The organism is Mesorhizobium sp. Cs1321R2N1 (assembly GCF_037179725.1).
GTDB lineage: Bacteria > Pseudomonadota > Alphaproteobacteria > Rhizobiales > Rhizobiaceae > Mesorhizobium > Mesorhizobium salmacidum.
The window spans coordinates 1-23,860 of sequence record NZ_JAPYKP010000003.1; the positions used below are offsets into that span (position 1 = coordinate 1).

Genomic DNA, 23,860 nt, shown 5'->3' on the forward strand with positions numbered 1-23,860 from the left:
TCTCGACGCAGCGGCGTCAGACGGGCATTCTTGTGGATGTTCATTCGGACCCTCCGATCTGTACTGAAGCCTGGTAACTCCAGTCTCCTCGGTCCGGTCCGAATGGACAACCTCCCGAAAGCTCACATCTAGGCCATGGAAGCTGCATTGTGCGACTGCGATTGGCGGAATCTCGATCAGGACACCAAGGTGTTTCTCCGACAACAGGTTGGCGCCGGCCAAGTCTTGGGGACGGCGTTACGCACGCCTCGCTGATCCGTTGGCCGCGGTCGTCCGACGATGAAACACGACACGGGATTTTGAACGCGCCGACCGCCTGAACACGGGAACCTGCCAGGCCTGTTGGTTGATTTTTCAGACAAAACATGCTGCTTGTCCCGCTCATGAAGACACTGTGTATGATGGCCGTGGCGTCCTTGGCCCTGGCTTTTCCGGCCAGCGCCATGGACAGCGCCCTGCGCGCCGGCCTCCTGAAACTCGACCCGCAAACTCGCCTCGAACAACGTTGCGACGCCGAAATCCTCGACCGCATCTCTCATGACGACCGCAAGTTCAAGGCCGACCGCGTCGTCGCATACGCCTTCGCGACGCCAGAGATGAGCGCCGACGCGATCCGGAGCCCCGGTGCGGCGTTCCGCAGCAAGGGACAATGGTACCGGCTGAAATTCAAATGCCAGACGGGGCCGGACCATATGGACGTTCTCCAGCTCCGCTATCGGATCGGGGATGAGATCCCGGAAACCGACTGGGCGAAGTACAATCTCTACGATTAGGTTCTCGCGGGCTCGCACCGGCATCTGGCTGCAGTCGGCGGCTGTTGAGAATCTCGCGTGGTTCCACCGCCACGAAAATGGTTTTCCAGCGTTGTCCGGTGCCGCGACTTGACGCCAGCGGACCATGCCTTTAGGCCCGTTTGGACGATCGACGACGAACACTCGACGAAGGGCTTCCAGGTCGATGGAAATTTTTACCACCGCGGGCTTTTCGGCTCTTCTTCAGGTCATCGCTATCGATCTTGCCCTCGCGGGCGACAATGCCATTGTCATCGGCCTCGCGGCGGCCGGCCTACCGGTCAGCCAACGCAAGCGAGCCATTCTTGTCGGCATCGCGGCTGCCACCGTTCTTCGCATTTTCTTCGCCTTGATCACGCAATGGCTGCTGACCATTGGTCCCATGCTGCTTATCGGTGGCGGCCTGCTTCTGCTGTGGGTTTGCTGGAAGATGTGGCGCGAATTGCGTGTCAGCCACGACGACGAGCGCGACGCCACCGAAGCGCTGTCGAACGGCGACTTCGACAAGGATGGCGTCGTCGGCGGCAAGGGGCCCAGCAAGACCTTCTCGCAAGCCGCCTGGCAGATCGTCATTGCCGACGTGTCGATGTCGCTCGACAATGTCCTTGCCGTGGCGGGCGCGGCCATGAACCATCCGACGGTACTGATTGTCGGACTGGCGTTGTCGATCGCGTTGATGGGCTTTGCCGCGTCGTTCGTCGCGCGCCTGCTGCACAAATACCGCTGGATTGCCTATGTCGGCCTGATCATCATCCTCTATGTCGCGGTCAAGATGCTGCTTGATGGGGCCGTGCAGCAATTCCCCGATCATTTCGCTTTTTTGGCACCCTGGTTCGGATCGGGAGGCCACTGAGCCACCCTGATGGCGTGGACCTGCCCATCGACAGGTTTGCTTGATTGCTGAACCCGTGCTATTGCGCCGCGCGTATTGGCTCCGGCCATGCCCACAGACCGACATTTACAGCGACTTGAGGCCGGGGCACCGTTTCGGCCCGTGCCCCCATTGGAAACTTGCCTATGTCCGCCCCTCGCGTCAGTTTCGTCAGCCTTGGATGCCCGAAGGCGCTCGTGGATTCCGAGCGCATCATCACGCGTCTGCGGGCCGAGGGCTACGAGATCGCCCGCAAGCATGACGGCGCCGATCTCGTTGTCGTCAATACCTGTGGTTTCCTTGATTCCGCTCGCGACGAGTCGCTCAACGCCATCGGCTCCGCGCTTTCGGAAAACGGCAGGGTCATCGTCACCGGCTGTCTGGGCGCCGAGCCGGACGTGATCCGCGAGAAGCACCCCAACGTGCTGGCGATCACGGGGCCGCAGGCCTATGAGAGCGTGATGGCCGCCGTCCATGAGGCTGCCCCTCCCTCGCACGATCCCTATATCGACCTCCTGCCGCCGCAGGGCGTCAAGCTGACGCCGCGCCACTATGCCTATTTGAAGATTTCGGAAGGCTGCAACAACCGTTGCACCTTCTGCATCATCCCGGCACTTCGCGGAGATCTCGTTTCGCGGCCGGCGGCCGATGTGCTGCGGGAAGCCGAAAAACTGGCCAAGGCCGGCGTCAAGGAACTCCTCGTCATCTCGCAGGACACCAGCGCCTACGGCATCGACATCAAGTACCAGACGTCCATGTTCGGCGACCGCGAAGTGCGGGCGAAATTCCTCGATCTCTCGGAGGAGCTGGGCAAGCTCGGCATCTGGGTTCGCATGCATTATGTCTACCCCTACCCGCATGTCGCCGACGTCATCCCCCTGATGGCCGAGGGAAAAATCCTTCCCTATCTGGATATCCCCTTCCAGCATGCCTCGCCGCAGGTGCTGAAGAACATGCGCAGGCCCGCCCACGGCGAAAAGACGCTTGAGCGCATTCGCGGCTGGCGCGACGTGTGCCCGGATCTCGCCATCCGCTCGACCTTCATCGTCGGCTTCCCCGGCGAAACGGACGACGATTTCGAGATGCTGCTCGATTGGCTGGATGAAGCGAAAATCGATCGCGCCGGCTGCTTCAAATACGAGCCGGTCAGAGGCGCCCGTTCCAACGACCTTGGGCTCGAGCAGGTTCCGCAGGAGATCAAGGAAGCGCGCTGGCATCGCTTCATGCAGCGCCAGCAGAAGATCTCGGCGACGCAGCTTGCCAGGAAGGTCGGCAAACGGCTGCCGGTGCTGATCGACGAAGCGCACGGGAACTCGGCAAAGGGCCGCACCAAATATGACGCGCCTGAGATCGACGGCTCGGTCCACATCCAGTCGCGCCGGCCGTTGCGCGCCGGCGATATCGTCACCGTCAAGGTCGAGCGCGCCGACGCCTATGATCTCTACGGTTCGGCCGTCTGACCCTTCCTCGCTTTTCCGACAAATGAAAAGGGCGCCTCGCGGCGCCCTCTCCATATCGAAATGTGATCCACCGCTTATTGCGGCAGCTTGTCGTCGACGCCCTTGACGTAGAAATTCATGCCGAGCAGTGTGCCGTCGTCGGCGACCTCGCCGTCCTTCAGCCATGCCGAGCCGTCCTGCTTGGCGATCGGTCCGGTGAAGGGATTCCAGCCGCCGGCGATCTTCTTTTCGGTCGCTTCGGCCATCGCCTTCACGTCATCAGGCATGTTGGTGTAGGGCGCGAGCTTGACCGCGCCGTCCTTGATGCCGAGCCAGACATTGTCCGGCTTCCAGCTGCCGTCGATGGCTGCCTGCACGCGGCTGATATAATAAGGGCCCCACTCGTCGGTCAGCGAGGTCAGCTGCGCGTTCGGCGCGAACTTGATCATGTCGGACGACTGGCCGAAGCCGTGCAGCTTGCGCTCTTCGGCCACCTGCAGGGCAGCGGTCGAGTCGGTGTGCTGGACGATGATATCGGCGCCCTGGTCGAACAGAGCCTTGGCGGCGTCGGCTTCCTTGCCCGGATCGAACCACGAGTTCACCCAGACGATCTTGGCCTTGAAGTTCGGATTGATCGATTGCGCGCCGAGCATGAAGGAGTTGATGCCCATCACCACTTCGGGGATCGGGAAGGAGACGATGTAGCCGGCGACGCCGGACTTCGATTCCTTGGCGGCGATCTGGCCGAGCACGTAGCGGCCTTCATAGAAGCGCGCATTGTAGATGCCGAGATTGTCCCCGGTCTTGTATCCGGTGGCGTGCTCGAACATCACCTTGGGAAACTTCTTGGCGACCTTCACTTCGGCGTCCATGAAACCGAACGAGGTGCCGAAGATGATCTTGCAGCCTTCGCGCGCCAGACGCTCGAAAGCCCGGTCGGCGTCGGGGCCTTCGGAGACGTTCTCCAGATAGGCGGTTTCGACCTTGTCGCCGAGAGCTTTCTCGACCTCGAGGCGGCCCTGGTCGTGCTGGTAGGAATAGCCGAAATCGCCGATCGGGCCGGTATAGACCCAGCAGGCCTTCAACTTGTCGGCGGCCTCTGCGGACGCCGCCAGCGACAAAGCCGCTGTCGTCGTCATCAGGGCAATAAGCAGTTTTTTCATTGTGTTACCTCTCTGTGTTAAGCCTTGGAGCTTCCCGTCTTTTTGTTGTTGTCAACGATCCGGAACGAATGGCTGCCCCAGGGAGGCCGGCGTGTTCATCATCGTCAGACGCTTGTTGCGCGAGATTAGAACGAGAACCACGACGGTTGCCAGATAGGGCAGAGAAGAAAGCATCTGCGAGGGCACCGGAATGCCAAAAGCCTGTGCATGAAGCTGGCCGATCCAGACCGCGCCGAAGATATAGGCGCCGGCCAGCACCCGCCACGGCCGCCAGGATGCGAACACCACCAGTGCGAGCGCGATCCAGCCGCGGCCAGCGGACATGTTCTCGACCCACTGCGGCGTATAGACCAGCGACAGATGCCCGCCGGCAAGACCGGCGCAAGCGCCGCCGAAGATGACCGCCAGGTAGCGGTAGCGGATGACCTTGATGCCGAGCGCATGCGCCGATGTGTGGCTGTCGCCGATCGAACGCAGCGTCAGCCCGGTACGCGTCTTGAACAGAAACCACATTACCGCAGTCGTCAGCGCGATCGAAATGTAGAACACAGGGTCCTGGCCAAAGAGCAGCCTGCCCACGACCGGAATCGAGCTGAGGCCGGGAATGTCGAGATTGGGCAGCCTGACGCCAGGCTGGCCGACGAAGCGCGTTCCCATCATGCCGGAGAGGCCGAGCCCGAGCAGCGTCAGTGACAGGCCGGTCGCCACCTGGTTGGTGGCCAGCGACAGCGTCATGACGGCAAACAGCAGGGAGAAAAGCGCTCCCACGGCGATCGCCGCCAGCAGGCCGATCCAGGGCGACCCGGTCAGATAGCCGGCTCCGAAGCCGCCGACGGCGCCCATGACCATCATGCCTTCGACACCGAGATTGAGCACGCCGGAGCGCTCGACCACCAATTCGCCGATCGCCGCGATCAAAAGCGGCGTCGCCGCCGTTGCGATGGTCAGGAGGATGTTGACGGTAATGTCCATCAGCGGGCTTCCTTCAACTTTGGCGCGGCCTCGAGCTTCGCGGGGGCTTCCTGTTTGGTCAGCGCCAGGCCGATCAATCGGATGCGGTAATGAATGAGCGTGTCGCAACCGAGCACGAAGAACAGCAGCATGCCCTGGAACACCCTCGCCACCTTGTCGGAAATGCCGAGCGCGCTTTGCACCGCCTCGCCGCCGAGATAGGTCAGCGCCAGAACCAGGCCCGCGGCGACGATGCCGAGCGGATTGAGGCGGCCAAGGAAGGCCACGATGATGGCGGTGAAGCCATAGCCGGGCGAAATCACGGGCTGCAGTTGCCCAATGGCACCGGAGACTTCCGAGATGCCGGCAAGGCCGGCCAGCGCGCCCGAAAGCAGGAAGGCGAAGAACACCATGCGGTTCAGGCCGAAGCCGGCGAACCGCCCTGCCCTCGGACTGGAGCCCAGCACGCGGACCTCGAAACCCTTGAGCATGCGGCCCATCAGGATCCAGATCAGCACCGCCGCAACCAGGGCGAAGACGAAGCCCCAATTGGCTCGCCCGGCATCGGGCATCAGCTCCGGCAGCACGGCCGAGTCGCCGAACTGGATCGTCTGCGGAAAGCCGTGTCCCTGCGGATCGCGCCAGGGACCGCGCACCAGCCAGTCGAGGAACAGCTGCGCGACATAGACCAGCATCAGGCTGGTCAGGATCTCGTTGGTATTGAACCGGGTCTTCAGCAAGGCCGGGATCGCCGCGTAGGCCGCACCGCCGACCATGCCGAGCAGAAGCATCAGCGGCAGCACCAGCGGGCCTTCGAATTGCGGAAACAGCACGGGAATGATGGAACCGAAGATTGCGCCGAAGATGAACTGGCCTTCGGCGCCGATGTTCCAGATGTTGGCCTTGTAGCAGACCGACAGGCCGACAGCGATCAGGATCAGCGGCGCGGCCTTGATTGCCAGTTCATGCAATTGCCAGACTTGGCTGATCGGCTCGATGAAATAGATCTTGAATGCGTTGAGCGGGTTGACGCCGAGCAGCGCGAACATAATGGCTCCGGCGATGATGGTGAGCGCGAAGGCGATGAACGGCGACAGCATCGAAAACAGCGCCGAGCGCTGCGGGCGTTTGACGAGTTCGAGGCGCATCATGCCGTCTCCAGCGTGTGTTCGGCGTGGCCGGGTTCGGCGCCGCCCATCAACAGGCCGACCTTCTCGAAAGTCGCCTCGGCGATCGGCATCGGCCTGGACAATTCGCCATTGTGCATGACCGCGATCGCGTCCGATATCTCGAACAGCTCGTCCAGATCCTGGCTGATCACCAGTACTGCCGATCCGCTGCGAGAGAGCTCGATCAGGGCCTGGCGGATGTGGGCGGCGGCACCGGCGTCGACGCCCCATGTCGGCTGGTTCACCACCATGACGCTTGGCCGGCGGTCGAGTTCGCGGCCGACGATGAATTTCTGCAGATTGCCGCCCGAAAGTGCCGCTGCTTCGGGATCCGGCGCGCTTTTGCGCACATCCATCGCCTCGATGATGCGTTGCGAAGCGGCGTAGACGGCGCCGCTCCTGACCATGCCACCGGTGCCGACAAAGGCCTTGCCGTCCGTGGCGTGGCGCGACAGCAGGAGGTTTTCCGAGAGTTTCATGCGCGGCGCGGCACCATGGCCGAGACGCTCCTCCGGCACGAAGGCAGCCCCCAGCAGGCGCCGCCCAGTAATGGTGAGGCCGCCGGCGTCCTTGCCACGGATGCGCACCGAGGCGGTATCCTGCTGCAAAACCTCGCCGGAGACGGATTCGAAGAACTCGCCCTGGCCATTGCCGGCAACGCCGGCAATGCCGATCACCTCGCCGGCGCGGACATTGAGGCTGATGTTCTTGAGCGGAATGGAAAACGGCGTTGCCGGCTTGCGGTTGAGGTCGCGGATTTCGAGCAGCGGCTGCGCGGTTTCGATCCCCTCGACCGGCGCCCGCACCACGGCCTGCACCTCGCTGCCGACCATCATGCGGGCGAGCGATGAGGCTGTCTGCTCGCGCGGATTGCAGTGACCGACCACCTTACCATGCCGCAGCACCGTGGCGCGGTCGCAGATGCGTTTGACCTCTTCGAGCCGGTGCGAAATGTAGAGGATCGATTTGCCTTCCGAGCGCAACCGTTCCAACGTCTCGAACAGCTTGTCGGCCTCCTGTGGCGTCAGTACCGATGTCGGCTCGTCCAGGATGATCAGTTGTGGCGTCTGCAGCAGGCAGCGGATGATCTCGATGCGCTGGCGCTCACCGACCGAAAGATCGCCGACCAGCGATTCCGGATCGAGCGGCAAGCCGTAACTGTAGGAAAGCGCCCTCGCCTTGGCCGCGATGCTGCTGATCGGCGAGCCGTCATCCAGCGACAGCGCGATGTTCTCGGCCGCCGTCAGCGCCTCGAACAGCGAAAAATGCTGGAACACCATGCCGATGCCGAGCTTCTTGGCGGCGCCAGGGCTGGTGATCCGCACCGCCTGGCCATTCCAGAAAATCTCGCCCGAATTGGGCTCCAGCGAGCCGAACAGCATCTTGACCAGCGTCGACTTGCCGGCGCCGTTCTCGCCGAGCAAAGCGTGGATTTCACCTCTGGCGATGTTGAGGTCGATATGGTCGCACGCTGTCAGCGTGCCGAATATCTTGGTCAGGCCACGAACCTCAAGCAGGTTCGCCCCATCATGATTTGCACTCACAGTGCCTCCCATCCGGATTACCGGACATGTTCTGTGTTCCCGCAAGCATCGTATGCGCGGCCGGCTCTCGTGCGAAAGCAGCACCCGACTTGAAAGAGCTTCAAGAATTTCAGCGGAAACTCAAGGGTAAAGATTAGCCCTTCCCGCACAAGGATACGGCTGGCCGGCTTTCCGTGCAAACCATGCCCGCCGCTGCGGCAGGACGCTGAAAACCCAGGCAGACTGTCGTCAGGGAACCAGGACGGTCGTGCCTGTCGTTCTGCGTCCTTCAAGATCCTGATGTGCCTTGCCCGCGTCCTTCAGCCCATAGCGCTGATTGATCTTAATCTCGACAGCACCACTGAGCACAACCTCGAACAGTGCGGCGGCGGAGGCGTCGAGGTCCTCGCGTTTAGCATTGTAGACGAACAGCGTCGGCCTCGTGGCGAACAGCGAGCCCTTCTGCGCCAGCAGCGACATCGAAAACGGCGGGATGGGTCCGGAAGACTGCCCAAAGCTGACGAACATACCGAGCGGCTTGAGGCAGTCGAGCGAGGCCGGAAATGTATCGTTGCCCACGGAATCATAGACAACGTCGCATTTCCTGCCGCCGGTGATCGCGGCGACGCCGGCGACGAAATCCTGCTCCTTGTAGTTGATGACGTGATCGAAGCCGTGTGCCTTGGCCAGTTCGATCTTATCGGCAGAGCTGGCGGTGCCGATGACCGTCGCCCCGAGATGCTTCGCCCACTGGCCCAGAATGAGCCCGACGCCGCCGGCTGCTGCATGAAACAGGATCGTGTCGCCTGCCTTCACCTTGAAGGTCCGGCGCAGCAGATATTCCGCGGTCATGCCCTTCAGCATCATGGCGGCCGCCTGTTCGTCGCTGATGCCGTCCGGCACCTTGACGACCTTGCTGGCATCGATGACGCGCTCTTGCGCATAAGCGCCCGTCGTCACGGCATAGGCAATCCGGTCGCCGGGCTTCAGCCAGTCGACGTCCTGGCCGACTTCCAGCACCACGCCGGCGGCTTCGCTGCCCGGAATAAGCGGAAACCCTCCGGGCGGCGGATAGAGGCCCGAGCGATGATAGACATCGATGAAGTTGAGACCGATCGCGGTATGCCTGATCAGGATCTGGCCCGAACCCGGCTGGCCGGGATTGGCGTCTTCATAGGTCAGGACTTCCGGGCCGCCATTGGCATGGATGCGGATCGCTTTGGACATGGACGGGATTCCTTGAAGAGCGGCTGGTCAGGCCTTTTTGGCGCCGAGGTTTGGAAAGAACTGCATGAGGCCACCAATGGTTGCAAGGTAGAGCCCGGTAACGGTAATGCCGATCTTGGTGAAGGTGCCGACCTGCTCGCCCAGCACGCCGATCTGGTCGTAGAAAGCGGCGAGCGCCGCTTGCGCGAGCGCAAGCGCGCCAAAGGCGCACCACAACAGTGTCATGCCGAGATTGATCGGCCGCAGCCGCTCCACCCGCACCGGATGGATGAAGTTTATCGGGACAAAAGTCAGAATACCGGCCACCACGACCACCGCGAACGAAACCCATTGTCCCGGTTCGATGACGAATAGAGTGAACACCACCATGTTCCACACCACGGGGAATCCCTTGAAGAAGTTCTCCTTCGTCTTCATGCCGGTGTCGGCATAGTAGATCGCGCTCGACACGACGATGATGGCGGCCGAAAGGAACGAGAGGCCTTCGCCCATGAAGCCCCGTTGGTAGAGCGCGAAGGCCGGGATCAGCACGTAGGTCACATAGTCGATAATGTTGTCGAGGAGTTCGCCGGACCAGGTCGGCAGGATTTCCTTGACCTCCAGCTTTCGGGCGATCGGCCCATCGATGCCATCGACGAACAGCGCCAGTCCGAGCCACCAGAACATGGCAGTCCAGCGCTCCTCGCTCGCCGCAACCAGCGACAGGAAGGCCAGGAACGAACCGGAGGCGGTCAGCAGATGCACCGAAAACGCGCGCGCCTGCGGCCAGGTGACCTTCTTCTTCGGTCGCGGAATTCGCTCGGTGATCTTCTCGGCGATTTTCCGGGCCTTTGTGTTCTTTCTCACGGGCCCCGCCAATCCAGCTTGCAGATTTCGGCCGAGCGGCCGGCGAAATTCCAGTTGCGGCCAAAGGCGCGCATCTTGCTCTTGTCGGACCTCGCCACGATGATCTCCGGCGCGATCCAGTATTCGGAATTCGTGATCACCGTATCCTTCTCGCGGTCCTTGCCCGCGATTGGCGTGACCGCCCCGTCGATGATCTTCGGTATCTGGAAAATACGCGTCTTGTCCCGCGTCTCGTAGGTGATCGGCACCTGTTCGACGCCCAGGAATTTACCGACGAGGATCGAGAGCAGCGACGTCGTCCCGCCGGCCTTGCCGGTGAAGATCTTGGTCAATGCCTTGACCGCGTAGACCGAGGCTCTGGTGTCGATGAACAAGCCCGCGGTCCAGTTGCCGCGGCTCATGTAACCGGGGATTTCCATGATCAGCCCAAGATTGAGGCCGGAGAGGTCGGCCTCGCCGAAATGGCCGGCATCGATACGAAAACCCGCCCAGGTCTGGCAATAGCCCTCGGTCGGAGGATGACTGCCAAGCGACAGCACGCAAGGACAAAAAACCGTGCAATTGCAGGAGAGTACGAGCTCTCCTTTCATTGCCCAGCTTTGATCTGCCATCGAATTTCCCCTCGTCATAGCGAGACTACTAGCAGCGCGGCTGCCCAGACAAGCAGTATCGCACCAGCCAGCCGGGTTGGAAGACTGCCCGTCGTCTGTTTTTCAATCAGGGTGAACACCCCGATCAGCGCCATCCAGAAGACATTCATCACGCCCACGGCGAACATCACCAGCATCAACGCCCAGCAACATCCCAGGCACCAGATGCCTTGCGCGGCGCCGAGCCGAAACACGCGGACGGTCTCGGCACTCCAGTTCGAAAACAGGATCGAGAACGGGTTCCGGCATTTCGTCAGGCAGGCCTCCTTGAGGCCGCTGAACTGGTAGAGGCCGGCAACCAGCAAGGCGAGCCCACCAGCAACGCCAAGCACCGGATCGAATATCCCGCCGGAGGCGGCGAATGCGTGGACAGCAAGTGTCAGTGCCGCAAACAGCATCGAGGCGGCAAGCCAGACGCAGAGGTAGCCGGCAACCAGCACCAGCGGATGGACGACTGATTCCCCCTTGATCCGCGCGGTATCGGCGATCTCGCAATAAATGCGGATCATTGGTGCCGCGGATGGCAGCATCGCGGCGATCGCCATGAGAAACCACATGAGGATGAGCGCCAGGGTATGCGGGCCGATGCTTGCGTCGAGCGGCGCTGGTGAAAGGCAAAGCGCGAAGAACCGTTCGAGGACGGCTGGTAACGGCAGTTGCGGCAAATTACGCAACAAGGCATCGCCTGGCGCGCTGATCTGGGTTTCGGCGCTGCGAATCGCCATCGCGGCTAGCAGCAGCCAGGCCAATGCGATGCTTGCACCGACGACGACGTTGACCGTCAAGCGCGGGTTGCGCGCGACGTTTGCCGTGGCGCGGCCGGCACGATCGAGGTGGCTGAAATCATCCTGTTGGCCGGTCATTCCACTCGAATGGGCCGAATCGCCGCGTTGATCAAGCCGCATGATCTGCCCTATATGCGTCTCTTGACTGGCAGGTCTGATGGCCGCCTCGTACAGCAAGCCGGAAACCGATCTTGGAGCATCAGGAAACAGCGCGGATACTGATCGCAGGCACGGGGCCGGCGGGATTGATCGCCGCACTTGCCTTCGCCGATGCCGGTTTTCCGGTGACGATTGCCGGGCCCGAGGTTTCGGCTCCCGATGGCCGCACCACGGCGCTCATGACGCCTGCGCTGAAAGTGCTCGAACGGCTGGGCGTGTTCCAGGACATCGTGCCCAAGGCCGCACCCTTGAAGGTGATGCGCATTGTCGATGCGACCGGCCGGCTGATCCGCAGTCCCGTCATCACTTTCCGCGCCAGCGAGATCGACGAGGAACAGTTCGGCCTGAATATGCCCAACAGCGTCCTTGGACCCGCGCTTGCCGGCAAGGTGGCGGCGCATTCCGGGATCGAATGGCGCAGATCGATGGTGAAGGCCTGGCATCTCGGCGGCGACAAAGCTCATGCCGCGCTGGCTGACGGCAGCGAGATCGATGCATCGCTTGCGGTCGCTGCCGATGGTCGGCTGTCGCCGGCCCGCGAGGCCGCCGGCATCTCGACGGCGGCGCGCGCCTACCCTCAGGCGGCGCTCGTCCTCAATTTTGGCCACAGCCGCGAACATGGCTTCACCTCGACGGAGTTCCATACCGAGACTGGCCCGTTCACCCAGGTTCCGCTGCCGGGCAATCGCTCCAGCCTTGTCTGGGTGGTCAAGCCCGAGACCGCCAGGGAGCTTGCCGCGTTGGACGATGCAACGCTCTCGCTGCGGATCGAACGAAAGATGCAGTCGATGCTCGGCCGGGTAATCGTGGAGCCGGGCCGCCAGATTTATCCATTATCGACGGTGACCCCTCTGCGTTTCGCGGCGCGACGGGTGGCGCTTGTCGGTGAAGCCGCGCACGTATTCCCGCCGATCGGTGCGCAAGGCCTCAACCTAGGCATCAGGGATATCGACGACCTGGTTGGAATCGCAACGGAAAATCGCGGAGACCCCGGCGCTGCCGAGACCCTTGCAGCCTACGATTTCAAACGCCGGCCTGACATCCTCGCGCGGAGTAGCGCGGTCAATCTGCTCAACGTGTCGCTTCTTTCCGATATGTTGCCGGCGCAAATGGCGCGTGGCGTCGGTCTCGGCGTGCTTGGTGGTTTTGCACCGCTTCGCGCCTTTTTCATGCGCGAAGGGCTGCGTCCCGGCAGCGGCTTTGCGGCCCTTGCGGGCGGCCTTCGGAAGCCGACGCGGCAGCGGTAGCGATTTTGCGGGCTTTGCCGCGGTACGTTCATCCAAAACCTTTGTTGCGCATTCCGTGTATTTTGAAGGCGCTCAGACGCCCGGGATTGAATTGATGCGGAGTCTGCGCCAAATAAAGTCAAGGAATTCAGTGGTGAGTACGATGAAAACGGCCAAATTCGCGATCGGACAGGTGGTTCGCCACCGGCTGTTCCCGTTCCGAGGCATTATTTTCGACGTCGATCCGCAATTCGCCAACACCGACGAATGGTACGAAGCCATCCCCGCCGACGTGCGGCCGCGCAAGGACCAGCCGTTCTACCACCTGCTCGCCGAGAATTCAGAAACCGAATACATCGCCTATGTCTCAGAGCAGAATCTGCTCGAGGATCAGTCGGGAGAACCCGTCCGCCATCCGCAGATCAAGGAAATGTTCGACAAGAAACCGGATGGGCGCTACGCGCCGAAACGGCAGTCCAGGCACTGACTCCGGCATACTGAGACGGACAGAAATGAAAAAGCGGGGCATGACCCCGGGGGCATGACCCCGCTTTTTTTGACTCGACAATGACCCGGTGGTGGATCAGTTCGCGGTCTTCGCCTTGTCCTGCTCGTCCTTGAGCTTCTTGGCGAAGTCCTGATTGTTCTTGGCGACGAAGTCCTGGAGCTTCTTCTGCCGGTCCTCGATGTCCGACTGCTGCAGCGGGGGGCCGTCATAGGCGCCGCTGAAGCCCTGCAGCGCGATCTTGATCGGGTTGGCCTGGTTCTGGAAATTGATCGAGGTCAGGGTGATCCCCTGACCCTTCTTGAACGAGGCGACGAGCTGGTCGGTCAGCGGCACTTCGGCCACGCAACGATCCGGGAAGCAGATAACATAGTCGAGCTTCTGCGCCTTGCCGGTGTCGATCTGCAGGCCGATGCCGGGAGGCACGAGGCGACCGGTCGGGACCGTCACCTGGAACACCTTGCGGTTCACCTTGCCCTTGAGCTCGATCAGGCTGACGCCGGTGACGAGCTGGCCATTGCCAGCGGTGACGATGTTCTGGACATTGCAGATGTCGACATCTTCCTGCTTGGTGCAGGCCTTGAACCAGCCCTGCGGAATCTGCGGCTGCTGCTGCGCGGAAGCAGAGGGAAGTCCTGCGCCGAGAAAGCCAACCACGCCTGCGGCCATGACCGACAGGCGGTACGCGTTGCTGTTCAGGCTCGTCATGTCGTGTACTTCCTCTCAATGATCCCGGGACCGGCTTCTTCGTGCCGTGTGGTCCAGCTACCTGTTGCCAAAATGAGGCAACAGAATGACTTCGGACGGCGTGTTACACTGCAAGCGGCGTCGAATCCAGCCCGCCCACTTGTAATTCTTGACGACGCCATTGGCCGCCACGCAGTTGCCCCATGCTAGGGTGCGGACCGAATCATCAAGCCGACCTGTTAAGGAGACGGTCATGGGCCGCGTTCTTGTTTGGCTGGTCACCGCACTATCGTTTTTCACTCTGTCGTCGCCACCGGCGCTGTCGGAGCCGAAATACGCGATTGCGATGCAGGGCGAACCGGCCCTACCACCGGAGTACACCCATTTCAGCTACGTCAATCCCGACGCTCCGAAGCGTGGCAGCATCACTTATTGCGTCGTCGGCAGCTTCGACAATCTGAACCCTTTCATCCTGAAAAGCCTGCGCACGACGGCGCGCGGCATGATGGACACGATCTTCGGCAATCTGGTCTTCGAGCCGCTGATGCAGCGCAGTGCCGATGAGGCTTTTACCCTCTATGGGCTTTTGGCCGACACCGCCGACATGGACCCCGAGCGCAAGAGCATCGAGTTCCATCTCAACGCGAATGCCAATTGGTCGGATGGTCAGCCGGTGACGCCGGAAGACGTGCTGTTCACTTACGATGCCTATACGCAGAAAGGCCGCCCGCCCTACAGCGACCGGATGGCCAGGATCGCCAAGCTCGAAAAGACCGGCGACCATAGCGTGCGCTTCACCTTCAACGACAAGGCCGATCGTGAGTTTCCCCTGATCATCGCGCTGACGCCGATCATCCCCAAGCACGCTTTCGACATCGACACCTTCGACAGAACAACGCTGAAGCCGTTGATCGGAAGCGGCCCCTACAGGATCGCGCAGGTGACGCCCGGCCAGCGCATCGTCTTCAAGCGCAACCCCGACTATTGGGGCAAGGACATTCCCGCCAAGCGCGGTTTCGACAATTACGACCAGATCACCATCGAGTATTTTCTCAACGCCAACGCCAAGCTCGAAGCTTTCAAGAAGGGGCTTTGCGCCATCGACGACGACGGCGATCCGGTGAAACGCGAACGCGATCTCGACTTTCCCGCCTTTCATAGGGGTGACGTGGTTTCTGAAACCTTCGACACCGGCATTCCGCCCGTCGTGACCGGTTTTCTGTTCAACACGAGGCTACCGAAGTTTTCCAACCCGGTGGTTCGGCGCGCGCTCGGCATGCTTTATGATTTCGAATGGGCCAACAAAAATCTGTTCGGCGGCAAGTACACCCGCACGATGAGCTATTGGCAAAATTCGGAACTTTCCGCGCTCGGCCATCCGGCTGACGACAGGGAAAAGGCGCTTCTGGCGCCCTACCCCGGCCGCGTGCCGGCCGACGTCATGGACGGCACCTGGAAACCGCCGGTGACAGACGGTTCGGGCCAGGACCGCAAGGTGCTGAAGACCGCTTTCGACCTTCTGAAAAGCATCGGCTACCGCGTGAACAATGGCACGATGATCGATCCCGATGGCAAACCTTTTGGTTTCGAGATCCTGACCGCCTCCCAGGACGAAGAGCGTCTGGCCGGCATCTATCAGCGCACATTGGAGAAGATCGGCATCAACGTCAGCATCCGCAGCCTCGACGGCGACCAGATCCAGTCGCGCAAGCAGCGTTTCGATTTCGAAGTCCTGATCGGCTCCAGCGGCTTCAACAATTCGTTGTCCCCTGGCATCGAACAGATCGGGCGCTGGTCGTCCGCCGCGGCCAGGACCGAAGGATCGTTCAATCTCGCCGGCGTCGCCGATCCGGCGATCGATGCCGCCATCGACGCAATGCTGCGAGCCCGTTCGAAGGAGGATTATGTCGCGGCGGTTCGCGTTCTCGACCGGCTGCTGATCTCCGGCAATTATATGGTGCCGATGCAATACAACACGCAGCAATGGCTTGCTTACTGGAATTATCTGGAACATCCGCGAAAGACGCCCATATTCGGTTACCAGTTGCCGACCTGGTGGCGCAAACCGAACTGAAAATCCGGAGATAGAGATGAGCGAAGCGAACGCCATAACCGTCGATGTGGTGTCGGACGTCGTCTGCCCGTGGTGCTTCATCGGCCAGAAGCGGCTGGACAAGGCGGTCGCCGCGGCCGGAGACGTCGAAGTGCATATACGCTGGCGACCGTTCCAGCTCGATCCCACCATCCCGCCGCAAGGCAAGGACCGCCGCGACTACATGCTGGCCAAGTTCGGCGGCGACGAGCGCATTCGCGAAATTCATGCCCGCATCGAGCCGCTTGGCGAGGCCGAGGGCATTTCCTTTGCCTTCGATGCCATAAAGGTAGCGCCCAATACACTCGACGCGCATCGGTTGATCCGCTGGGCCGGTGCCGCCGGCGAGGACGTTCAGAACCGGCTGGTGCGCCGCCTGTTCCAGCTGAATTTCGAGGAAGGCGTCAACATCGGCGACCATACGGTGCTGATCGAAGCTGCCCGCGAGGCCGGCATGGACTCCTCGGTTGTTGAAACGCTCTTGCCGAGCGACGCCGATGTCGAAGCGGTTCGCACGGAAATCGCGACTGCTTCGCGCATGGGTATCACAGGCGTGCCATGCTTCCTGCTCGAGGGTAAATATGCCGTGATGGGCGCGCAGGACGCGGACACGTTGGCTGATGCGATCCGTCAGGTCGCGGCGGCCAAGGCGCGTGGTGAATTGGAAAAGGCCGACTGAGGCCAGCAGACGCCACTTCGCCGCCATTTTGGCCTTGCTGGTGAGAGAACCAGCCACCGTTGGCGCTGGTGCGGATCAACCCCTTGGTTGATGACGGGACAAGCGAGTTTGGCGACGTCGCTGCGGCAAGGAATCAGACATTGAGGGCGGCGTATTTCGGGAATTCTGGCCAGGCCCAGTAAGAAAATCCCCCGCCCCACACGACTTTTGAGTCACAAAGCCGTGTACGAAGCTTCCCCAAGGGAAGATCTGCCGCAGCCACGGCCGTGGTGCCTAAATGACTGAAATTCATAGAAATTTTCTGATCATCATCCACGGTTTTGATGTCAATTCGATCTTCAATCTGTTGCCTCAGGGCAACGGCCGCGGCGGCTTTCTGGTCTGCCCGGTTTAAAATTAATGGAAAATGATCAATTGGTGTTACCATCCGTAACAAAACAAAAAAGGTTTGGGCGGGATCGTGATTCGGATCGGCAGACGATCGCAAGAGTCAGTACCGGATGGACTACACCGCAACGCCGCAGGGCAGTCGCATTTGACGCCGGTATCCTCGATGCGCAATTTCTGGGGGCTCATGCGAGCCTACTGGGTCTCGGACCGCTGGAAGGAAGCCTGGACGCTGACGCTGGTGATCGCGCTGCTCACCGCGCTGTCCAGTAAGGCCAGCGTGTGGTTCGCCATGGCTTCGGGCGAATTGGTGAATTCAATTGCCTTCCTGCACGACGCCGCCAACACCCGTCCGCTGGAGACAATCCTGACCAACGCCGGCGTGCTGGTGCTGCTCGTCCTGCTCAAGGATGCCGGCTTCACCGGTATTCGCAATCTCGTCTCGGCAACCTTGCACCGCAAATGGCGTGGCTGGCTGAATGACAAATTCAACCAGGCCTTGCTCGACGGCAACCATACTCATTTCCATGCTCAACATGGTTCCGCGGACGGCGGCATCGTTGCGCCCGACAATGTCGACCAGCGCATCCAGGAATCGATCAAGGACATGACCGGCGGTGCGATCGGCCTCGCCATGGGCGTGCTGGGGCTGGCGACTTCGCTCTACTTTATCGGCCAGAACCTGCTGCAGTCGTCGGTGGAGGTCAAAGGTCTGGAGTTTCTTGGCAGCTATGGCAGCGCTGTTCTGGCCCTCCTCGCGGTTGCCACTTACGTGCCCCTCAACACCTGGATCGCGGTCAAGCTCGGCAGCCTGCTCGAACGTCTCAATATTCGCATGCAGAAGGCCGAGGGAAGCTATCGTAGCGAACTGACGACATTTCTGCGCCGCAGCTTCCATGTCGCCGCCTCACATGGCGAGGGCGTGCAGAAAATGATGCACGACCGGCTCTATGTCGACATCGATCGCACCTGGGGACGGCTGAATGTCGTCAACACCAGCTATATGTCGTTCGAGTTGATCTACAATTTCATCGGCGCCCGTATTGTGGCCTATGCTCCTGGCCTGGTGCCGTTCATCCACAGCCGCCTGGACTATAAAGGCTACATCACCGGCTCTGAAATGGTGGGCCAACTCATCAGCCAGTGTTCGTGGTTCATTCACGTCATGCCCGCCATCGCCACGCTTCGCGCCAACAGCCAGCGTGTGACGGAGCTCGCCAACGCGATCGAGAATGTCCAGCACCCACAGGAATTCTACAGCCAGAGCGGCCGTTCCGACTTCCACTACGCCAGCCAGAATCCGGTTTTCGGCCTGACCATCCAGAAGCTGGAGCTGGCGCATCAGGGCGAGGACGCGACGCCATTCCTCAGCTCCGCCAACCTGCGCTTCCGGCGCGGCGAATGGAGCTTCCTGAAGGGCGAATCCGGTTGCGGCAAGACCTCGCTGATCAAGGCGATCAACGGTTTGTGGCCCTACGGTCGCGGCACTATCGTCTTCCCCGAGGGCGTGAAGAGTTTTTATGCCGCCCAGGAGGTCAAGCTGCCGCAGGTGTCGCTGAAGCAGCTGGTCTGCCTGCCCGGCTCCGAACGCGATCATGGCGATGCCCAGGTCGCGTCGGCGCTGCACAAGGCTGGCCTTGGCGATTTCATCGAACACATGGCCAATGAAAGCCGCGAGGGCAAAAGCTGGGATCAGGTCCTGTCGGGCGGCCAGAAACAGAAGCTGGTGGTGGCTCGTATCATACTGCAGCAGCCGGGACTGTTGTTCCTCGATGAGGCGACCGGTGCTCTCGACCCTGACGGCAAGATTGCCTTCCACCAGGCCATCAAGGACAACTGCCCGGATGTGACGGTGATCAGTGTCATGCACGAAGCCGTGGCGCCGAGATCGGCTGCCGGCACCGAGTTCTACCACTCGATGGTCTTGATTGCCGACGGCGTCGCCACGAAGAAGCCGCTCGCCCCGAGCCTGCCTCTCGAACTCACCACGATCCTGGCCCAGCCAAGGCCGGTAGAGGACAAATGGACGCGGTTCTCGCGTCGGCTGAAGCAGAAATAACGACGACGTCTCCGGGACTTGCCGCGTTGAACGGCACACGGTGATCACAGTCTCGCGATCGGCGCCGTTCGGCACTGTTTTCCTTCCTCACCGCGATTGACTCGGCAAGGCGCGCTCCTATGTTGCGCCGGCTTGCAGACAGTCAAAAGCGAACCCGCAAGCGGAAAGGTCACCGCGCCATGCCTGGCGACAGTCACAGTCGAACGCAACCGCCGTCCGCCTAGACGTGACCTGAATGGTTCATGTCCTGCCGGACGGCAAGGAGTGAACCATGAACGATTTTTCCCCGGCAGCGGACGACGAGGCCGTCGCCATCGCCCGCATCGTTGCCAATGACCACGTCGCCGACGTTGTCGAGGCGCTCAATCATGAATCGCGCGAAACCGCGACGGAGCTGCTTTGCGCCGTACCCTTCGAACGGCTGGTCGAGATTTTCGATCAGCCTGAGCTTGAGGGCGCGCCCGAACTGGCGGAGGCCCTGCCCCGTCCCAAGGCGAGCAAGCTGCTCACCGCCATGTCGGTCGACCGTGCGGCCGACATCCTGCGCGAGCTCGAAGAGCCGGCACGCTCCGAACTGCTCGGCGCATTGGCGCCGCCGCTACGCGCGACCCTGCTTTCCATTCTGGGCTATCCAGAAGGCAGCGCCGCCTCGATCATGACGACGGAGTTCGTCAGCGTTCCCTCCGACTGGACCGTCGGACGCACGCTCGATTACATCCGCAAGGTCGAGCGGACGCGCGAGACCGTCTATGCAATCTACATCGTCGATCCGCAAACACACCTCCTGGTGCGGTCGACGGGCTTGCGTCGGCTCATCACCGGTGAGCCGGACGACTCGATCCTGTCGGTGGCGCCCGACCGCATGCCGGTGACGGTCAGCCCGCTGACCGACCGCGAAAACCTGGCGCAGACGATCTCCAAATACGATCTGCTCGCCGTTCCGGTCGTCGACCACGGCAAGATCCTCGGCATCGTCACCATCGACGACATCATCGACACGATGATCGAGGAGACCACGGAGGACGTGCATCGCTTCGGCGGCATGGAGGCTCTGGACGAGCCGTATATGAAGATGAGCTTCCTCGCCATGATCAAGAAGCGTGGCGGCTGGCTCTGCGCGCTGTTCATCAGCGAGATGCTGACGGCCAATGCGATGCAAAGCTATGAGGGCGAGCTGGAGAAAGCGATCGTGCTGACGCTGTTCATCCCGCTGATCATGAGTTCCGGCGGCAATTCCGGCTCGCAGGCGACATCGCTGGTCATCCGTGCGCTGGCGCTGCGCGAGATCGGCCTTCGCGACTGGTGGCGGGTGGCGTTGCGCGAATTGCCTACCGGTCTCGTGCTCGGCGCCATGCTCGGGGTGGTCGGCGTCTGCCGCATCGCGCTCTGGCAATATATGGGCTTCTACGATTATGGCCCGCACTGGCCGCTGATCGCCACGACTGTCGGCGCCGCACTGGTCGGCATCGTCACCTTCGGCTCGCTGTCGGGGTCGATGCTGCCTTTCGCCCTGAAACGGGTCGGTTTCGACCCAGCCAGCGCATCCGCGCCGTTCGTCGCCACGCTGGTCGATGTCACCGGACTGGTGATCTATTTCTCGGTGGCGCTGGTCATCCTGCGCGGCACGTTGCTATAGCGGTTTGACTACCGCCGCCGGCCAAGGCTGGCGGCGGCGCGTCCACAGGCGAGGCGTCAGACGCGCTCGCCGTCCTTCACGCGGTAGGTCGGCTTGTACATGGTGACGAGCTCTTCTGCCGCGGTCGGATGCACGGCCATGGTGCGGTCGAAATCATCCTTGGTCAGCCCCGCCTTAAGGGGGATGCCGAGCAGCTGTGCCATTTCGCCGGCATCCGGCCCCAGTATGTGGGCGCCGAGAACCTTGCGCGAAGCGCCGTCGACGACCAGCTTGATCAGCATCTTTTCGTCACGGCCCGACAGCGTGTGCCGCATCGGCCGGAAGCTGGCGCGGTAGATTTCGATATCGGCGAAGCGCTTGACGGCTTCGTCTTCCGACAGGCCGACCGTGCCGATTTCGGGTTGCGAGAAGACGGCGGTCGCGATCGTGTCGTGGTCAGGCGCCGTCGGATTGCCCTTGAACGCCGTCTCGACGAAGCACATCGCTTCGTGGATCGCCGCCGGCGTCAGCTGTACGCGGTTGGTGACATCGCCAATCGCCCAGATATTGTCGATGTTGGTGCGGGAATACCGGTCGACCTTGATCGCACCGGTCGCGGCGGCCATCTCGATGCCTATGCCCTCCAGGCCCATATTCTCGCTGTTGGGGATGCGGCCGATGGCCAGCATCACCTGGTCGACCGTCAGCACCTGCCCGCTGATGAGCTGCGCGTCGAGCCGCCCGTCCGGCCGCTTGCTGACCGATTCGGAGACGGAATGGCAAAGGATTTTTATCCCCTTGTTTTCCATCGTCTCATGCAGCGTGCGCCGCAGGTCCATGTCGAAGCGACCAAGAATTTCCTTGCCGCGATAGACCAGCGTGGTGTCGACGCCGAGCCCGTGAAAGATGTTGGCGAACTCGACCGCGATATAGCCGCCGCCCTCGATCATGATCGTCTTCGGCAGTTCCTTGAGGTCGAAAGCCTCATTGGAGAAGATGCAGTGTTCGTGGCCGGGCAGTGCCGGATGCGCCGCCGGACGGCCGCCGGTGGCGATCAGGATCTGATCGGCGGTGACGGTGCGGTCCTCGCTCAGGAGATGGATCACGTGCGGGTCGACGATCATCGCCCGCGAATGAAAGGTCTCGCCGCCCGAACCCTCGACGTTCTTCTTGTAGATCGCCTCCAGGCGGCTGATCTCGCGGTCCTTGTTGGCGACCAGCGTCCGCCAGTCGAAACTGGCTTCCGGCACCGTCCAGCCGTAGCCGGCGGCGTCGGCGAAATGCTCGGGAAATTGCGAGGCATAGACATAGAGTTTTTTCGGCACGCAGCCCCTGATGACGCAAGTGCCGCCAAAACGGTATTCTTCGGCGATGCCGACGCGCTTGCCGAGCGCTGCCGCGACCCGTGCCGCCCTCACCCCGCCGGACCCTCCGCCGATGACGAAGAGGTCGTAATCATAACCGGCCATGAAGCGGCTCCTTGAACGCCAAAATGTGAGTGACAGGTAGGCCGCAAACCACCAAAAGAAAAGCCCGGACAGGCCGGGCTTTACAGATGGCCGCAAAGGCCGCGTTTGAAATGCGGATCAGTTCTGCGTGTCGTCGGCGGGAGCCGAACCGTCCGCGGGTGCGGCGCCATCCGCCGGGGCCGCATTGTCGGCCGGAGCGGCGCCATCGGCGGGCGCGGGCGCAGCCGGCGCCTTCGCTTTTGCCGCCGCCGCCAGCGTTTCGCCGACCTGCTGGGCAAGATCGCGAGCTACGCCGTTCTGCCAGATGTCGGCGGCCTTGACGAGGTCGCGCGTCACGGTCGGGCCGCTGTCGAGCAGCTTCTTGCCGGACTCGGAGCTGTAGAAGGCCGCGATGTCGGTGAGTTCCTTTTCGGAAAACACTTTCGCATAGGCAAGAGCCGCTTCCTTCTCGAGATCCGCGCGGCGCGAGGCCATCGCCAGTGCCTTCTCGTTGATCGTCTTGCCGATCAGCTCCTGCATGTCAGGGTTCTTCTGGATGAGCTGCGATTCGAGCGCCGCGGCGGCCTGCGGCAGGATGCTGTCGAACGGGTCGGTCGCGTGGATCGCGGCAACCGCGGCGCGTGCGGCCTTCAGATGCGATTCCGTGACGTCCTGCGCGAAGACAGGCGAGGAGAACGCGAAGACGGCCGAAGCCGCCACAAGGACGGAAAGACGGCGAACCCGGTTATGCAACATCATGATCGGTAGAACTCCCTGGTTTTCGGGCGGCATGGACAGTTTGGATACCGTCGCCGCCGGCGATGATGGCCGCTGACGCCAGCCCGATGAAAAGACCGTGCTCGACCACGCCAGGAATGGCGTGGAGAGCATTCGAAAGCGCTCTTGTATCCGGAATGCGGCCAAAAGATGCATCGAGGATAAAATGGCCGCCGTCTGTAACAAAAGGCTGGCCTCCCGTCATCCTCAATGTCACCGGGCCGGAAAGGCCGAGATTTCCAGCCGCCACGGCCACGGCGATCTCGGTCGCGCGCAGGCCGAACCGGTTGACTTCGATGGGAAGAGGAAACCGGCCGAGTGTCTCGACCATCTTCGAACGGTCGGCGATGACGATCATGCGCTGCGAGGCCGCGGCCACGATCTTCTCACGCAGCAGCGCACCGCCGCCGCCCTTGATCAATGTCAGCTCCGGGTCGACTTCGTCGGCGCCGTCAACGGTGAGATCGAGTTCGGGCGTTTCCTCCAGCGTCGACAGCGGCACGCCGAGTTCGCGGCACAGCGCAGCGGTGCGTTCCGAGGTTGGCACCCCTGTTATGGTCATGCCGGAGGCAACCTTGTCGGCGAGCAGCCGCACGAACTCGTCGGCAGTAGTGCCGGTACCGATGCCGAGCCGCATGCCGTCGGTGACTTGGGCAAGGGCCGCCCGCGCGGCCTCGACCTTCAATTGCCTCGCATCCATGCCGCTTTCTGCCCCGAAACCTAATGCATGCCGCCCAAAAGTGACCTCGGTTTTGGGAAAACGACATGCATGAAACAAAGACCCAAAGCGCGCCGCAGGGAGTGTTTCGAC

The 23,860-nt window shown here is 61.8% G+C and carries 22 protein-coding genes; 9 read left to right on the forward strand and 13 right to left on the reverse strand.

The annotated features are described in order from the left end of the window. The first annotated feature begins 365 nt into the window (after positions 1–365). The 3 genes from O7A61_RS01175 to rimO all read left to right on the forward strand — a co-directional run bounded on the left by O7A61_RS01175 (position 366) and on the right by rimO (position 3,122). Positions 366–773 (forward strand): DUF930 domain-containing protein, encoded by a 408-nt coding sequence (locus O7A61_RS01175; protein WP_337128056.1) that lies wholly within the window; start codon positions 366–368, stop codon positions 771–773. Between the two features lie 184 nt (positions 774–957). Then, positions 958–1,644, forward strand: coding sequence for a TerC family protein (locus O7A61_RS01180; RefSeq protein ID WP_337128057.1), 687 nt, complete (start codon positions 958–960; stop codon positions 1,642–1,644). A gap of 164 nt (positions 1,645–1,808) precedes the next feature. Next, on the forward strand, positions 1,809–3,122 hold the full coding sequence (gene rimO / locus O7A61_RS01185; protein WP_027142705.1) for a 30S ribosomal protein S12 methylthiotransferase RimO: 1,314 nt from the start codon (positions 1,809–1,811) through the stop codon (positions 3,120–3,122). Between the two features lie 74 nt (positions 3,123–3,196). Here the strand turns inward: rimO and O7A61_RS01190 are convergent, their stop codons facing one another. From O7A61_RS01190 to O7A61_RS01225, 8 genes are all read right to left on the reverse strand, one after another. Further along, on the reverse strand, positions 3,197–4,264 hold the full coding sequence (locus O7A61_RS01190; protein ID WP_027142704.1) for a BMP family ABC transporter substrate-binding protein: 1,068 nt from the start codon (positions 4,262–4,264) through the stop codon (positions 3,197–3,199). Between the two features lie 51 nt (positions 4,265–4,315). Further along, positions 4,316–5,236, reverse strand: coding sequence for an ABC transporter permease (locus O7A61_RS01195; protein ID WP_337128058.1), 921 nt, complete (start codon positions 5,234–5,236; stop codon positions 4,316–4,318). Further along, positions 5,236–6,366 carry an ABC transporter permease gene (locus tag O7A61_RS01200; RefSeq protein ID WP_027142702.1) on the reverse strand — a complete coding sequence of 377 codons (1,131 nt, stop codon included), beginning with the start codon at positions 6,364–6,366 and terminating at the stop codon, positions 5,236–5,238. The genes O7A61_RS01195 and O7A61_RS01200 overlap by 1 nt, the downstream gene beginning before the upstream one ends. Continuing rightward, positions 6,363–7,940, reverse strand: a complete 1,578-nt coding sequence (locus tag O7A61_RS01205; protein ID WP_337128059.1) for an ABC transporter ATP-binding protein — start codon at positions 7,938–7,940, stop codon at positions 6,363–6,365. Before O7A61_RS01205 ends, O7A61_RS01200 begins: the two co-directional genes overlap by 4 nt. A 216-nt stretch (positions 7,941–8,156) precedes the next feature. Then, the gene (locus tag O7A61_RS01210; RefSeq protein WP_337128060.1) at positions 8,157–9,134 is read right to left on the reverse strand and encodes a quinone oxidoreductase family protein; all 978 of its coding nucleotides are present in this window, start codon (positions 9,132–9,134) and stop codon (positions 8,157–8,159) included. A gap of 27 nt (positions 9,135–9,161) precedes the next feature. Then, entirely contained in the window at positions 9,162–9,980 is an 819-nt protein-coding gene (gene pcsA / locus O7A61_RS01215) for a phosphatidylcholine synthase (RefSeq protein ID WP_027142699.1), read from the reverse strand. Continuing rightward, entirely contained in the window at positions 9,977–10,591 is a 615-nt protein-coding gene (locus O7A61_RS01220; protein WP_337128061.1) for a DUF1326 domain-containing protein, read from the reverse strand. Before O7A61_RS01220 ends, pcsA begins: the two co-directional genes overlap by 4 nt. 14 nt (positions 10,592–10,605) lie before the next feature. After that, positions 10,606–11,493, reverse strand: a complete 888-nt coding sequence (locus O7A61_RS01225) for a DUF2182 domain-containing protein (protein WP_337106927.1) — start codon at positions 11,491–11,493, stop codon at positions 10,606–10,608. Positions 11,494–11,606: 113 nt separating this feature from the next. On the opposite strand from O7A61_RS01225, the gene O7A61_RS01230 reads away from it, so the two are divergent. Continuing rightward, positions 11,607–12,821, forward strand: a complete 1,215-nt coding sequence (locus tag O7A61_RS01230; RefSeq protein ID WP_337128062.1) for a UbiH/UbiF family hydroxylase — start codon at positions 11,607–11,609, stop codon at positions 12,819–12,821. Positions 12,822–12,963: 142 nt separating this feature from the next. Next, positions 12,964–13,287, forward strand: a complete 324-nt coding sequence (gene hspQ, locus O7A61_RS01235; protein WP_027142695.1) for a heat shock protein HspQ — start codon at positions 12,964–12,966, stop codon at positions 13,285–13,287. Between the two features lie 96 nt (positions 13,288–13,383). On the opposite strand, the gene O7A61_RS01240 is transcribed toward hspQ, so the two are convergent. Continuing rightward, on the reverse strand, positions 13,384–14,013 hold the full coding sequence (locus O7A61_RS01240) for an invasion associated locus B family protein (RefSeq protein ID WP_015317881.1): 630 nt from the start codon (positions 14,011–14,013) through the stop codon (positions 13,384–13,386). Positions 14,014–14,245: 232 nt separating this feature from the next. Between O7A61_RS01240 and O7A61_RS01245 the strand changes: the two genes are divergently transcribed. Further along, complete coding sequence (locus O7A61_RS01245) at positions 14,246–16,066, forward strand: extracellular solute-binding protein (protein WP_337128063.1); 1,821 nt, start codon at positions 14,246–14,248, stop codon at positions 16,064–16,066. A gap of 16 nt (positions 16,067–16,082) precedes the next feature. After that, a complete protein-coding gene (locus tag O7A61_RS01250) occupies positions 16,083–16,763 on the forward strand; it encodes a DsbA family oxidoreductase (RefSeq protein WP_337128064.1) in 681 nt (226 codons plus the stop codon). 133 nt (positions 16,764–16,896) lie between these two features. On the opposite strand, the gene O7A61_RS01255 is transcribed toward O7A61_RS01250, so the two are convergent. Further along, on the reverse strand, positions 16,897–17,250 hold the full coding sequence (locus O7A61_RS01255; RefSeq protein ID WP_337128065.1) for a hypothetical protein: 354 nt from the start codon (positions 17,248–17,250) through the stop codon (positions 16,897–16,899). A gap of 66 nt (positions 17,251–17,316) precedes the next feature. On the opposite strand from O7A61_RS01255, the gene O7A61_RS01260 reads away from it, so the two are divergent. Together O7A61_RS01260 and mgtE are read left to right on the forward strand one after the other, a co-directional pair. Next, positions 17,317–19,209, forward strand: a complete 1,893-nt coding sequence (locus O7A61_RS01260; RefSeq protein WP_337128137.1) for an ABC transporter ATP-binding protein/permease — start codon at positions 17,317–17,319, stop codon at positions 19,207–19,209. A 271-nt stretch (positions 19,210–19,480) separates the two neighbouring features. After that, positions 19,481–20,845, forward strand: a complete 1,365-nt coding sequence (gene mgtE, locus O7A61_RS01265) for a magnesium transporter (RefSeq protein ID WP_337128066.1) — start codon at positions 19,481–19,483, stop codon at positions 20,843–20,845. A 56-nt stretch (positions 20,846–20,901) separates the two neighbouring features. Here the strand turns inward: mgtE and gor are convergent, their stop codons facing one another. The 3 genes from gor to rpiA all read right to left on the reverse strand — a co-directional run bounded on the left by gor (position 20,902) and on the right by rpiA (position 23,749). Continuing rightward, positions 20,902–22,293 (reverse strand): glutathione-disulfide reductase, encoded by a 1,392-nt coding sequence (gene gor, locus O7A61_RS01270; RefSeq protein WP_337128067.1) that lies wholly within the window; start codon positions 22,291–22,293, stop codon positions 20,902–20,904. Between the two features lie 117 nt (positions 22,294–22,410). Beyond that, complete coding sequence (locus tag O7A61_RS01275; RefSeq protein ID WP_337106921.1) at positions 22,411–23,031, reverse strand: DUF2059 domain-containing protein; 621 nt, start codon at positions 23,029–23,031, stop codon at positions 22,411–22,413. Further along, entirely contained in the window at positions 23,018–23,749 is a 732-nt protein-coding gene (gene rpiA / locus O7A61_RS01280) for a ribose-5-phosphate isomerase RpiA (RefSeq protein WP_337128068.1), read from the reverse strand. The genes O7A61_RS01275 and rpiA overlap by 14 nt, the downstream gene beginning before the upstream one ends. Positions 23,750–23,860 lie beyond the last annotated feature (111 nt).

What these genes read in the sequence shown, in the direction of transcription:
- O7A61_RS01175 (WP_337128056.1), top strand. Translation starts at nt 366, where the DNA reads ATGCTGCTTGTCCCGCTCATGAAGACACTGTGTATGATGGCCGTGGCG.
- O7A61_RS01180 (WP_337128057.1), top strand. Translation starts at nt 958, where the DNA reads ATGGAAATTTTTACCACCGCGGGCTTTTCGGCTCTTCTTCAGGTCATC.
- rimO (WP_027142705.1), top strand. Translation starts at nt 1,809, where the DNA reads ATGTCCGCCCCTCGCGTCAGTTTCGTCAGCCTTGGATGCCCGAAGGCG.
- O7A61_RS01190 (WP_027142704.1), bottom strand. Translation starts at nt 4,264, where the DNA reads ATGAAAAAACTGCTTATTGCCCTGATGACGACGACAGCGGCTTTGTCG.
- O7A61_RS01195 (WP_337128058.1), bottom strand. Translation starts at nt 5,236, where the DNA reads ATGGACATTACCGTCAACATCCTCCTGACCATCGCAACGGCGGCGACG.
- O7A61_RS01200 (WP_027142702.1), bottom strand. Translation starts at nt 6,366, where the DNA reads ATGATGCGCCTCGAACTCGTCAAACGCCCGCAGCGCTCGGCGCTGTTT.
- O7A61_RS01205 (WP_337128059.1), bottom strand. Translation starts at nt 7,940, where the DNA reads ATGGGAGGCACTGTGAGTGCAAATCATGATGGGGCGAACCTGCTTGAG.
- O7A61_RS01210 (WP_337128060.1), bottom strand. Translation starts at nt 9,134, where the DNA reads ATGTCCAAAGCGATCCGCATCCATGCCAATGGCGGCCCGGAAGTCCTG.
- O7A61_RS01220 (WP_337128061.1), bottom strand. Translation starts at nt 10,591, where the DNA reads ATGGCAGATCAAAGCTGGGCAATGAAAGGAGAGCTCGTACTCTCCTGC.
- O7A61_RS01225 (WP_337106927.1), bottom strand. Translation starts at nt 11,493, where the DNA reads ATGACCGGCCAACAGGATGATTTCAGCCACCTCGATCGTGCCGGCCGC.
- hspQ (WP_027142695.1), top strand. Translation starts at nt 12,964, where the DNA reads ATGAAAACGGCCAAATTCGCGATCGGACAGGTGGTTCGCCACCGGCTG.
- O7A61_RS01240 (WP_015317881.1), bottom strand. Translation starts at nt 14,013, where the DNA reads ATGACGAGCCTGAACAGCAACGCGTACCGCCTGTCGGTCATGGCCGCA.
- O7A61_RS01245 (WP_337128063.1), top strand. Translation starts at nt 14,246, where the DNA reads ATGGGCCGCGTTCTTGTTTGGCTGGTCACCGCACTATCGTTTTTCACT.
- O7A61_RS01250 (WP_337128064.1), top strand. Translation starts at nt 16,083, where the DNA reads ATGAGCGAAGCGAACGCCATAACCGTCGATGTGGTGTCGGACGTCGTC.
- O7A61_RS01260 (WP_337128137.1), top strand. Translation starts at nt 17,317, where the DNA reads ATGCGCAATTTCTGGGGGCTCATGCGAGCCTACTGGGTCTCGGACCGC.
- mgtE (WP_337128066.1), top strand. Translation starts at nt 19,481, where the DNA reads ATGAACGATTTTTCCCCGGCAGCGGACGACGAGGCCGTCGCCATCGCC.
- gor (WP_337128067.1), bottom strand. Translation starts at nt 22,293, where the DNA reads ATGGCCGGTTATGATTACGACCTCTTCGTCATCGGCGGAGGGTCCGGC.
- O7A61_RS01275 (WP_337106921.1), bottom strand. Translation starts at nt 23,031, where the DNA reads ATGATGTTGCATAACCGGGTTCGCCGTCTTTCCGTCCTTGTGGCGGCT.
- rpiA (WP_337128068.1), bottom strand. Translation starts at nt 23,749, where the DNA reads ATGGATGCGAGGCAATTGAAGGTCGAGGCCGCGCGGGCGGCCCTTGCC.